General features: G+C 39.7%; 15 protein-coding genes. 10 read left to right on the top strand and 5 right to left on the bottom strand.

Annotation, left to right across the window (positions count from 1 at the left end):
- Positions 1 to 24: 24 nt before the first annotated feature.
- Positions 25 to 1,251, bottom strand: coding sequence for a peptidase T (pepT, locus tag LI288_RS08970; RefSeq protein ID WP_022431392.1), 1,227 nt, complete (start codon positions 1,249 to 1,251; stop codon positions 25 to 27).
- A 30-nt stretch (positions 1,252 to 1,281) separates the two neighbouring features.
- Positions 1,282 to 2,430: a DUF4317 domain-containing protein gene (locus LI288_RS08965; RefSeq protein ID WP_022431391.1), complete on the bottom strand. Its 1,149-nt coding sequence runs from the start codon at positions 2,428 to 2,430 to the stop codon at positions 1,282 to 1,284.
- Positions 2,431 to 2,767: 337 nt separating this feature from the next.
- On the opposite strand from LI288_RS08965, the gene LI288_RS08960 reads away from it, so the two are divergent.
- Positions 2,768 to 3,019, top strand: a complete 252-nt coding sequence (locus tag LI288_RS08960; RefSeq protein WP_022431385.1) for a hypothetical protein — start codon at positions 2,768 to 2,770, stop codon at positions 3,017 to 3,019.
- A 56-nt stretch (positions 3,020 to 3,075) separates the two neighbouring features.
- Here the strand turns inward: LI288_RS08960 and LI288_RS08955 are convergent, their stop codons facing one another.
- The gene (locus LI288_RS08955) at positions 3,076 to 3,420 is read right to left on the bottom strand and encodes a hypothetical protein (RefSeq protein WP_227090157.1); all 345 of its coding nucleotides are present in this window, start codon (positions 3,418 to 3,420) and stop codon (positions 3,076 to 3,078) included.
- Between the two features lie 114 nt (positions 3,421 to 3,534).
- Here LI288_RS08955 and LI288_RS08950 point away from each other — a divergent pair, with 114 nt between their 5' ends.
- Positions 3,535 to 3,834, top strand: coding sequence for a DUF3892 domain-containing protein (locus LI288_RS08950; RefSeq protein WP_227090156.1), 300 nt, complete (start codon positions 3,535 to 3,537; stop codon positions 3,832 to 3,834).
- Positions 3,835 to 3,933: 99 nt separating this feature from the next.
- Here LI288_RS08950 and LI288_RS08945 read toward each other — a convergent pair whose 3' ends face one another.
- Both LI288_RS08945 and LI288_RS08940 read right to left on the bottom strand, forming a co-directional pair.
- Positions 3,934 to 4,386: a ParB N-terminal domain-containing protein gene (locus LI288_RS08945; protein ID WP_177616068.1), complete on the bottom strand. Its 453-nt coding sequence runs from the start codon at positions 4,384 to 4,386 to the stop codon at positions 3,934 to 3,936.
- A gap of 96 nt (positions 4,387 to 4,482) precedes the next feature.
- On the bottom strand, positions 4,483 to 4,818 hold the full coding sequence (locus tag LI288_RS08940; protein ID WP_227090155.1) for a replication initiator protein A: 336 nt from the start codon (positions 4,816 to 4,818) through the stop codon (positions 4,483 to 4,485).
- 818 nt (positions 4,819 to 5,636) lie between these two features.
- Here LI288_RS08940 and LI288_RS08930 point away from each other — a divergent pair.
- The 8 genes from LI288_RS08930 (at position 5,637) to LI288_RS08895 (ending at position 11,613) form a co-directional block, all read left to right on the top strand.
- Positions 5,637 to 6,533 (top strand): LysR family transcriptional regulator, encoded by an 897-nt coding sequence (locus tag LI288_RS08930; protein WP_177616071.1) that lies wholly within the window; start codon positions 5,637 to 5,639, stop codon positions 6,531 to 6,533.
- Positions 6,534 to 6,644: 111 nt separating this feature from the next.
- Positions 6,645 to 6,785, top strand: coding sequence for a hypothetical protein (locus tag LI288_RS08925; RefSeq protein ID WP_227090154.1), 141 nt, complete (start codon positions 6,645 to 6,647; stop codon positions 6,783 to 6,785).
- Between the two features lie 33 nt (positions 6,786 to 6,818).
- Positions 6,819 to 7,988 carry an iron-containing alcohol dehydrogenase gene (locus LI288_RS08920; protein WP_227090153.1) on the top strand — a complete coding sequence of 390 codons (1,170 nt, stop codon included), beginning with the start codon at positions 6,819 to 6,821 and terminating at the stop codon, positions 7,986 to 7,988.
- Positions 7,989 to 8,054: 66 nt separating this feature from the next.
- Entirely contained in the window at positions 8,055 to 8,900 is an 846-nt protein-coding gene (locus LI288_RS08915; protein ID WP_227090152.1) for an aldo/keto reductase, read from the top strand.
- Between the two features lie 22 nt (positions 8,901 to 8,922).
- Positions 8,923 to 9,579 carry a flavodoxin gene (locus tag LI288_RS08910; protein WP_227090151.1) on the top strand — a complete coding sequence of 219 codons (657 nt, stop codon included), beginning with the start codon at positions 8,923 to 8,925 and terminating at the stop codon, positions 9,577 to 9,579.
- On the top strand, positions 9,566 to 10,468 hold the full coding sequence (locus LI288_RS08905) for a prolyl oligopeptidase family serine peptidase (RefSeq protein WP_227090150.1): 903 nt from the start codon (positions 9,566 to 9,568) through the stop codon (positions 10,466 to 10,468). Before LI288_RS08910 ends, LI288_RS08905 begins: the two co-directional genes overlap by 14 nt.
- Before the next feature lie 21 nt (positions 10,469 to 10,489).
- Positions 10,490 to 10,939 carry a flavodoxin family protein gene (locus tag LI288_RS08900; RefSeq protein WP_227090149.1) on the top strand — a complete coding sequence of 150 codons (450 nt, stop codon included), beginning with the start codon at positions 10,490 to 10,492 and terminating at the stop codon, positions 10,937 to 10,939.
- Positions 10,936 to 11,613, top strand: a complete 678-nt coding sequence (locus tag LI288_RS08895) for a DUF4405 domain-containing protein (protein WP_227090148.1) — start codon at positions 10,936 to 10,938, stop codon at positions 11,611 to 11,613. The genes LI288_RS08900 and LI288_RS08895 overlap by 4 nt, the downstream gene beginning before the upstream one ends.
- Positions 11,614 to 11,667 lie beyond the last annotated feature (54 nt).

Below are 11,667 nucleotides of genomic sequence, written 5' to 3'. Positions count from 1 at the left end.
CTGCGGGCTTTTGGTTCTAAATTCCTATTTTTGTGCCAGCAATATAAGAAGCTGCGTGATTTTTTCCATAGATTCTACACAACAGTATTCATACCGTCCGTGAAAATTGTGACCGCCTGCGCACAGATTCGGACACGGAATGCCCATAAAGGAAAGTCTTGCGCCGTCTGTTCCGCCCCGTATCGGCTGGATATGCGGTTCAATGTCCAGCTTTTTCATACATGTCTTTACATTTTCTATTAAAAACAGATACGGTTCAATTTTTTCTTTCATATTGTAATACTGGTCCGTGATTTCTGCCGCAAAAAACGCTCCACCATGTCTTTCATTCAGTTTACTGCAAATGCTTTCCACCAGCTGCTTTTTCTTTTCAAACTTTTCACGGTCATGGTCACGGATAATATACGATAACTGTGCCGCTTCCACACTGCCGTGCATGTCGGTCAGATGGAAAAAGCCCTCATAGCCGCTTGTACGTTCAGGACATGCCTGCTTTGGCAGTTCACTGTGAAATTCCATTGCCATAACTGCGGCATTTTTCATCTTATCCTTGGCATCTCCCGGATGAACGCTTCTTCCGGTTACATGAATCACTGCCTTCGCCGCATTGAAGTTCTCATATTCCAGCTCGCCGAGTGCCCCGCCGTCAACAGTATAGGCATAGTCTGCACCGAACCGCCCCACATCAAAATGGTCCATGCCGCCGCCCACTTCTTCATCGGGGGTAAATGCAATGGCAATATCCCCGTGTACGATCTCCGGATGGCTGCACAGCTGTTCTGCCATCGTCATAATCTCTGCCACACCGGCTTTATCGTCTGCGCCAAGCAGTGTTGTACCGTCTGTCGTAATCAGCGTTTGTCCGGTATACTGCACAAGCTCCGGAAATTCTTCCACCGATAAGACAATATTTTTGTCTTTATTTAACACGATGTCTTTGCCGTCATACTGACGGATAATCTGCGGTTTTACATCCGCTCCCGATACTTCGGGAGAAGTATCCATATGTGCAATAAATCCAAGCACCGGCACTTTTTCTCCATCTGGCCTGTTGGATAAAATCTTTGCATAGACATAACCGTACTGTTCGTCAATTTCTACCTGCGGCACGCCCATCCGGCGTAATTCCTCCACTAGCATTTTTGCAAGTACCTTCTGCTTTTCTGTACTCGGAAACGTGTCTGAAGCCTCATCGGACTGCGTATCTACTGCCACATATTTTAAAAAACGCTGCGTAACCCGCTCTTTCATTGCTGTATCTGCCCCTTTCTGTCTTTTATATTATTCGTTATACTGCACCTCTCCTGTTTCGGGATTGACTGAAATCCCATTGACTTCCAGATGCTCGTCAATCTGAATGACCAGGTACTGCTTTCCTTCGATTTCCATGGTTTCAACCAGGTCGGTTCTTTCAGGATTGACCTTTACCACAACATCGGGTGTCTTTACCTCAAACTTGCGTGTTTCCGCAATGTTTGCTGCCATCAGCCGTGTATTTTCTCCTATCGCCTGCTCAAAATGTTCCTCAAAATCCTGTAAACGTTCTTCTTTTACACCGCTTTTTTCCAGCAAATCCCGCATCTCGGTCTTATCAATTGTCACCGGTTCAGGATTTCCTTTCTGTTCCTGAATCATCTCATTAAGATTCTCATGAATATTTTTAATTGTTTCATAATTACATTCTTCGCCCAGTGTTTCTTCTACCAGCACCTGAAAATTCTCCTTCTGGCTGCCTGCAGAAAGCGGCACTTCACAGTTTAAAACCTGTGCCAGAAACAGCTGTTCAAACGCATTGGCATCCTTTGAATAATATAACACGCCTTCCCCGTCTTCACTCCTGTTATTAAATGCCGGAAATAAAAATCCGATATCCGGCAAATCCACCATGTGATTTTGCTGCTGGTCATGAAAGGCATGGTCTTCTTCAAAATATCCCAGTCCCGGTTTTGAAAGCGATACATGACAGATACTGCACAGCAGATAACTGTACACCTCATCTGATGCATCTTCCATGTCAATGCCGTCACTGGTCCGTCCCGGCACGTCATACACCTGATTAATCAGCAGAATCAGATAATTTCCCGGATGACTGTATGATTCAATGACTTTATCATAAAATTTTTCAAGCAGGGCATCATCTTTTAATTCGCTGTCGCGCAGCTGATATAAAAAGGTTCTCGCGCCGCCGTCTGCATAGGAATCCATGGTAAAACGCATATCCAAAAGATTCTTGCCCGGTGTTCCCGACAATGTCTTTCTAAAAATATCGAAGTATTTATGTTTTTCTTCCTCCGGCAGATTTAAAAACGTCTGGTTAAACCGTGCCACTTTTTCCTTGTCACCGTTGACATAACAGCCACACAGTCTTAAAATACCACACTCTTCCAATGTATATTGTGATTTAATTTCATTAATCTCTTTTTTAATCATTTTGTACTCCATTCCGATGTATTCTTTTTTACATTTTTTTTAATAATCTCCATTCCACAGGCATTTTAATGCCTGCGGAATCGCGAGCCAAATCTTATTTGGCTCTGCGATAAAAAGCAACTTTGTGATGCTTGCGGCACAAAGTGCTGTGTGAAAAATAAGCGCATCAGCGTTATTTTTCACACTAGCCTGATTTTTAAAAATCTGCAATGTACTTTTTTTAATACTTTGTAGATTTTATTTGACATTTGGGCATGATAAGTATATAAATAAAAAGTTCTGTTACTTAGAACTTTACGAAATCAGTTCGCTTCTCAACATTGAAGGAGGTAAGGAAATGAACTCAGACAAGAACACTTTAACGTACCATATTCTTTTAAAAACAACAGACAATGCGGTAAAATTCGTAAACACAATTAACACGCTTGACGGTTATTTTGACATTTGTATGGGAAGTTATTTTTTCGATGCAAAATCAATGCTTGGCATTTTAAGTATGGATCCGCGTCGTGTCATGACACTTCGCGTCGTAAGAAATGACCACAGCACCGATGAGCTTGAAACATTACTGAGACCATTTTGCGCATAAATATACGTCTGTAAAAATTTCAGGGGAATCTCTTAAAGTTCCCCTGATTTTTATTTTTAAAACAGTTTATTAAATGTTTCTTCCAGTTTTTCTCCTACGCTGATTACACCGTTTTCCAGCGTTTTTCCGGCATTGATAACCTTTTTATCAATTTCATTTTCCCTGATAAAATTCCCTGTTTTGTGAACCGCTTCTTCCGCTTTTTTATCCAGTTCTTTTTCCTTTGCATAATCATGCACTTTATCTGCTGCATTATTGGCTGCATCTACGGCTTTTCCCACACCGCGCAGTACTTTTTCTTTATTAATCAGTCCCATAACTGCCTCACTTTCTGCCTGCAATCTGCATAAAACTTCATATTCAAATTCTAAAAATAGTATACGCAGCTTTGTCCTGCTCATGCAATGATTATACCACTTTCCTTGATTTTCCGATACATTTTTTTCTACTTATAAAAAAACTCATTTTTCACACACTATCCTTGTAACATTATTATAGAAGGAATGGTGATTGAAATGAATGTAAATAAAGAAGATATTGCTCATGTTCTGCCAATGATGGCGATGGATTCTGTTTCCGATGCCGGAAGTGATGCTTTAAGAATTACCGGTCTTGTCAAATCGGGCGGTTCTGTAACCGGATACCAGCTCTCTGACGGACGGATTGTGTCCAGGGAATCCGGCGTTGAACTTGCAAAAGAAAACCAAATTCAGGGTGTCGGCGTTGCCCACAACAAAGATACGGAATATTTAAAATCTATCCCTGACGGCACACAAGACAACAATTTAAGCCACCTTCCAACCGTACACGGATAACAAAAAATGCCTTGCGGCTTAGCCACGGGCTAATAAGGCAGTCTTTAAGGAATTATGGTGTAATTCCGATAAAGGGGGTTACACCTTTTTCTTTATTATTTAAGCGAATTTTTTCGCATTTTTCTGTTTTACTCTTGCCATTGTATCAATAAGCTGTTGCTCTGTCGGAATGTCAAATAATCCGACTGCCGTAAAGTAAATATCCACTTTAACATTGTTGTGAGAACGCTTTTTCTCATTGTTGTGAATTTCTATACGCTCAATAAGTTTGTTTACAACAGTTGGAGTAAGATGTTTCATCTCTGTAAATTCCATAAGTCCCTGATAGAGCACGGGTATGCTTGTTATCCCCAATTCCTTGCACGCTTCAACTCGTCTGTGTCCGCTGATAATTTCATATTTACCCGCCTGAAAAGAACGAACGATTATCGGTTCAAGCAATCCGTTTTCTTTTATGCTTTCTGTTAATTCTTGCTGTTCGATTCCGCTCCTTTTCTTAAACGGATGATTTTCGAAAGGAACAAGCAAATCTATACTTATGTTTTTTATCATTTTAACCTCCATATATATTCTTTTCTCGGCTGGTAACAGTCTTAATCTTCTAAGTCTTATTACCTTCCGTTATTCGGAAATCAAGAAAACCGAAAATCAGAATTGTTTCAGATAGATAATGCTCGGTTTTCCTTGACCTTGCTTTTTGCGAAGTATTAAGTCCGAAGTTTCAAGTTCCAAGAACAACTTACATATTTTTTCGTGACCGAAATGCAATTTTTCTTGGGCTGATTTAATCGTAAAATACTGATATACTCTGCCTTGATTATCTATCCAACCGTTTTTGACGGACAAATACATTCGGTCAAGCAAAAGTCCGTACAGCATTTTCGCATCGGTTAAAACAGATTTGTACTTTCCTTCAAATAACGCTTTCGGTACTTTGTAGAAAGCAAAGTTTTTAGCATCCGATATTTTGAAATATTTGTTCACTGTATCACCTCTGTTTCTGTATTGATTTGGTGTCGAAATCGGTAATTTTTTCTTTTGTATCGGCTTTTTATTGAAAGCAAGTATCGCTATATTAAATTAACCGCTGTCGTCATATTTACGTCGATTTTTAACGCTTTTTGCACCTCTTTTGGATTTGTACTTCGGGCAGAAAACAACGATTGCCTTGTAGCTCTGTTTGCATTTGTTTTTGCATTTAAGGCAAAGGCTGTTGGATGTTCTTCTGCCTGTTTCGGTATTTATGAAAAAATCCCATTCTTGTTTTGCTTTCTTTGATAATTTCGGCATTGTAAAAACTCCCTTCACTTGTTTGAAACGGAAACGCTTTTTTGGGGGGTGTTTTTGAAAAATTTATAATTTTTGCAATTTTTTATTAAATCCGGCAACAAGGTTTTTCATTAAAACTTGTTTATTAAGTCGTGATGACAAACCTTAGCGAGCAGACCGTTTATACTCCCAAAGTCGTAAAACGGTAAAACATCTCGTCAGGGACACCCTGAAACCCCGATTGAAATTTATCCCTTCACTCATTTGGACAAGCGGTATCAAAATGCACACCCGTTTTTCTCGATTTGCAAAACATTTTTTATTTAACCCCCTCACTTGTTTGAACTGAGAAAGGCGTTTTGTACCCCCTCCGGAGAGAAAAAGTTATAAAAACAAAATAACCGCCTGTGTGTTCAAACGGCTGTTCATTAGACAATTTGATTTTTTGTGAGTTTTAAAGTATAATTAAGAAAAAGATTTATCATTTTGATATACAACGGATTGTGATTTAATTTTGTTATGTAGGTGGTGGGATGGTGTATAATCCACAGATAGAAACATTTATAAAGGTTGCGGACGCAGGCAGTTTTAACAAAGCGGCGGAGGAATTGTATATCACGCCGACTGCCGTTATTAAACAAATCAATTTGCTTGAAAGTTCTCTTAACTTGGTTTTGTTTGAGCGTACACACCGTGGGTTGATACTGACTAACGCAGGCAAGTCACTTTATCAGGATGCAAAGTACGTTATCAGCTATTGCAAGGACAGCGTTGTCAGGGCGAAAAACGCAATGAGCGAAGGCGAAAATATTATTCGTATCGGCTCGTCACCTACAACTCCTGCCCAATTACTTATGCAAATGTGGCCGAAAATTCAAGAACAGTGCCCGGATATAAAATTTGAGATTGTTCCTTTTGAGAATACACCCGAAAACGCAAAGGAGATACTTGCGAATTTGGGAAAGAACATTGATATTATCGGCGGAATATTTGACGATACAATGCTTAAACTCAGAAAATGCGAGGGCTTGCAATTATCCCGTGAGCCGTTTTGCTGTGCCATGTCCATTCACCACAGGCTTGCACAAAAGGATAAGCTTCAAATCAGCGATTTATACGGCGAAAACTTACTGCTTATGCGCCGTGGCTGGAGCAATTATGTTGACCGTTTGCGTAACGATATTTGGCAAAATCATACGCAGATACATATTGTTGACTTTGATTTTTACAGTATGAGCATATTCAACAGATGTGAAAATACAAACGATGTTTTGCTTGCAATACCAGGGTGGGCAAATGTTCATCCACTGATGAAAGTTATTCCCGTTGAGTGGGAATACAGTATTCCGTACGGTCTTTTGCATTCACCGACTCCGAGCGAAAATGTCAGACGAGTTTTAGATGCAGCTAAGAATATAGTTAAAATCTAATAAGCGGTTATAACCTAAAGGTATATACTGAATAACAAAACGAGACTTCATATGAGGTCTCGTTTTTCTTATAATATAGTTGAAAAGAAAAATAACTAAGGAGTGGCAGATATGAAAAAGTTAAAAGCACTAATTGTAAACGGCAGTCCGAGAGCAAAGGGCTGTACTATTTATATTCTAGCACCATCATTAAGCACGAGAAAAACAAAAACAAGCGATACAGAAATGAAAATGTATCACTCGATGAAATAATAAAATCAAATTTTCAGGATAGGAGAAAAAGCTATGAACAATTTTGTTTTTGAAAATTCGTCAAAGGTATATTTTGGCGAAGGCTGTGTAAAGGAATATCTTTCAAATATTCTTTCAGCTTACGGCGACACGGTTATGCTCTGCTACGGTGGTGGCTCGATTAAGAAAAACGGCATTTATGACGAGATTATAACCATACTCAAAAAAGAAAACAAGGCAGTTGTTGAGTTTAGTGGTATTCCGTCGAACCCGACCTGCAACAAGGTCCTTGAGGGGGTTAAGCTTGCTAAAGAAAGCAACGCCGATTTGATTCTTGCAGTAGGCGGCGGAAGCGTTATGGATTGCTGTAAGGCAATTTCACTCGGTGCAAAATATGACGGCGACATTTGGGCAGACTTTTGGGCAAGACCGGGTGTAATTGACTTTGAGCCGTTGCCGCTCGGCATTATCGTCACCGTTTCAGGCACAGGCAGTGAATGTAACGGCGGTGCAGTAATCACAAACGAAGAACTTAAAATCAAAACGGGCAGAGATTATCCTCAGCTTAACGCAAAATTTGTTATGCTTGACCCGACATATACTTACAGCGTTCCTAAATTCCAAATAGTATCAGGTGCTTTTGATACCATTTCACACATTATGGAAATTTATTTCAGCGAGCCGAATGAAAGCAATGTGTCGGATGATATATCCGAGGCTCTTATGAAAAATGTTATTACAAATTTGCGTGCCGCTATCAAAAATCCCGAGGACTACACAGCAAGAAGTAACTTGATGTGGGACGCTACAATGGCAGAAAACCGTATCATTAAGTTGGGCAAAAAGACAGATTTTGAGTGTCACCAAATGGAGCACCAGCTCGGTGCATACACTAACTGTAACCACGGTGCAGGTCTTGCCGTTCTTCACCCTGTTTATTACAGGCATATTTGCAAAGCAGGCGAAAAGAAATTTGTTCAGTTTGCAGTTAATGTTTGGGGTATCTCAAAAGACGGTAAAACAGATAAAGAGCTTGCAAAGGCAGGCGTTGAGGCTCTTGCTGATTTCATTAAGGAAATCGGTATGCCGACAACCTTTAAGGAGCTTGGTATTGATGAAAATATCAACCTTAAAGAAATTGCAGACTCCTGCGGTATTGTACCCGGTGCTTACAAAAAGATGACTCACGAGGAAATATTAAAAATTTTTGAAGAATGTAAGTAAATCCTTGGCCTAAAGTAAACTTTAGATATTAAAATTTAATTATCAAGCAGAAAAGGAGCAACTATTATGGAATTTACAAAATTAAATAACGGTGTTCAAATGCCTATGCATGGTATCGGAACATTTTTACTTTCACCCGACGAGGCAGAGGCATCTGCAACCTATGCACTCAAAAACGGTTGTCAGCTTATAGATACGGCAAACGCTTATTGCAACGAAAAAGCAGTAGGCAGAGCAATGAAAAACGCAGGCATTGACCGTAAAAATATTTTTCTTGAAACAAAGCTTTGGCCGTCATTTTATGAGCAGGACGACGCAGTAGATAAAACTCTTGATAGACTTCAAACAGATTATATTGATTTGCTTTTAATTCATCAGCCTGCAGGTAACTACATTGCAGGATATAAGCAAATGGAAAAAGCATATAAAGACGGAAAGGTTCGTGCAATCGGTCTATCAAATTTTAAAGAAGAGCAGATTTGCGAAATTTTGAATATCTGCGAAGTTAAACCATCCGTTCTTCAAACCGAGGTGCACCCGTATTATCAGGAAAAGGAACTTAAAAAATTCCTTTTTCACGAGGATATTAAAATTCAGGCTTGGTATCCGCTGGGTCACGGTGATAATGCACTCTTGAATGAACCGCTCTTTAAGAGCCTTGCTGAAAAATACGGCAAGTCAACAGCTCAAATCATTCTTCGTTGGCATATTCAAGACGGAAATATTGTTATTCCGGGTTCAAAGAACAGCGACCATATCAAGGCTAATTTTGATATTTTTGATTTTTCGCTTACAGATGAAGAAATGGCAGAAATATCATCACTTGATAAGGGTGTCAGATATTACACATCAACACCCGAAATGCTTAAAAAGTATGCCGAGATGATACCGCCGGTTGACGAACAAAAATAATTTAATTAAAGGAGATAAAATCATGAAAAAAATAACCTCAATTCTTTTAGCACTCGTGCTTGTATTTTCTTTTGCAGCTTGCTCTAATAATTCCGATAACAGTGCAAGCACTGCAAATTCTACTACTTCTACTCCGGCGGGCAAACAATCTACCGATGAGTCCTCCGATAATAATACAGACAGTTCTTCAAACAGTAAAATACTTGTTGTTTACTATTCCGCAACAGGTAGCACAAAAGCCGTTGCCGACACTATCGCCGACACTACCAGAGCAGATTTGTTTGAGATTACTCCCGTCGTCCCTTACACAAGTGATGACCTTAATTGGACTAATGACAACAGCCGTGTAAGCGTTGAGCACAACGACGAAAGCAAGCGTGATGTACCGCTTACAAAGACTACACCCGATAATTGGGCAGATTATGATACCGTATTTATCGGCTATCCGATTTGGTGGGGCATTGCTGCATGGCCTGTAAACAATTTTGTTGAGGGCAATGACTTCACCGGCAAAACCGTTATTCCGTTTTGCACCTCATCTTCTTCGGGTTTAGGTCAAAGCGGTGACCTTTTAGCCGATATGGCAGGCACAGGCAATTGGCAGGACGGCGAAAGATTTTCTTCAGGTGCCTCATCAAGCAAGGTTGAATCTTGGGTAAACGGTCTTGACCTTAAATAAGTTTATCAAATCTATAGCTGTGCTTTTGACGGTTGCTGCTATGGTGATTACGCTTTCGGCTTGTTCAATAAATGGCAATTCTCCAAGCAGTTATACAACAAATACAACAGCCGAAAGTTCATCAAAAGCACAAACTACTCAGCCTGCCAAACAAAATTATTCCGTCACAAACGGTACTGACACTTACCTTGGCTTTAGTGTTGATAATGTTTTGCACAGCGAAAATAACGGCGATATTCATTTTAATCTTTATATCCCCAAAAGCTATAACGGCAGTAAGGCTTATGCTCTTTTCATTACCTTGCCGGGTTATGAGGGTTTGTATTTTCAAGGCGTCGGCGTAAATATCCGTCAGGAAAATTTTGGCTTTGAGGCTCAAAAATATAATGCTAATATGATTATCGCCGCACCTCAGCTAAACGGTTGGGACGAAGACTCGGCAGATGAAACTATCGTCCTTGTTGAATATCTTTTGTCTGCCTACAATATAGATAAATCAAAGGTTTATATAGAGGGCTACTCGGGTGGCGGCGAAACTGCATCGCAAGCAGTCGGCAAGAGATCCGATTTATTTACGGCATATTTGCAGGTCAGCTCTCAATGGGACGGAGAATACGAAAGCGTTGCAAAAGCAAAACTACCCGTTTACATTGCAATCGGAAGAGATGACGAATACTACGGCTCGAAAAAATCTCAAAATGCCTACGATACACTTTATAATCTCTACAAAAAGCAAGGCTTGACCGATGACGAAATCGACAAAATTCTTGTACTTGATATTAAAGAAAGAGATTATTTTACAAGCCGAAACGCTCCAAATGAACACGGCGGAGGCGGACTTTTTGCAGAAGATGACGCCATTATGTCTTGGCTTTTCGGCGAACATTAAATTATTAAGAGAGGTAACATTATGAAAATTCTTTTTATTAACGGCAGTCCGAACGAAAACGGAAATACTGCTCGTCTTGCTTCAATTCTTTTGAACGGCAAGGAATACGAAACACTTAATTTAACCAACTTCACAATCGGCTCATACGGTCAAACTTTACCTTATGACGGACTTGACAGAGTGATTGAAGAAATGAAAGAGGCTGACACAATCGTTATCGGCTCTCCTCTTTATTGGCACAATATTTGCGGTTCTGTTCGCAATGTTTTAGACCGATTTTACGGCAAGCTTGACGAAAGCGAACTCTCAGGCAGAAAGTTATATTTTGTATTTCAAGGTGCAGCACCTGAAAAGTGGATGCTTGATGCAGGCGAATACACAATGAAACGCTTTGCCGGACTTTACGGTATGGAATATATGGGAATGGCAACGAATAGCAAAGAGGCTGAAGATTTAAACAAAACCGTATGAACTCAAAAACAAAATTAAAGCTAAAGCCGATGGTTGATATTTTGATGACATTTGCTCTGCTCCTTTTGATGTCCTACGAGCTTTTAGGCTCAACTGCACACGAAGTTGTAGGCGTTGTTATGTTTGTACTTTTTGTCGTTCATCACGTACTCAATATAAATTGGGCAATGCATCTAGCAAAAGGCAGGCAAACACCTATAAGAATTTTTCAAAACATTCTTGTCCTGCTTGTGCTTATATCATTTGTCGGCTCAATCGTCAGCGGTGTAGTCGTTTCAAGGCATTTATTCACTTTTTTGAATATAAAATCAACTTATATGGCTAACAGAATTCATATGCTTTCTGCATATTGGGGATTTGTGTTTATGTCACTCCACCTCGGACTTCATTTCAATATGATTTACCTAATGATAAAAAAGAAAAAGCAACTCTCACCAAAAGTGAAAATTGCTTTCAAAATAATATTAACACTCATTTTTGCATACGGAATTTACGCATTTTTCAAACGGGATATAGCATCTTACCTGTTTCTGAAAAATCAGTTTTTTCTCCTTGGCGATAACGAACACCTACCGCTTTATCTATTTGATTATATGTCAATAATGTTTTCCTTTGCAACATTGAGCCACTTTGTTTTTTCAATAATAAAGTCGAATACAAAAAGCGGGTCTTAGGGTGTCCCTAACGAGAAAATTACCGTTTGGATAACCAACCGGTCTGCTCGCTAA

The sequence above is a fragment of the Lachnospira pectinoschiza genome (genome assembly GCF_020564355.1).
Classification (GTDB): domain Bacteria; phylum Bacillota; class Clostridia; order Lachnospirales; family Lachnospiraceae; genus Lachnospira; species Lachnospira intestinalis.
Note: the sequence above shows the minus strand (reverse complement) of the source record. Positions and strands in the feature narration are given on the sequence as shown.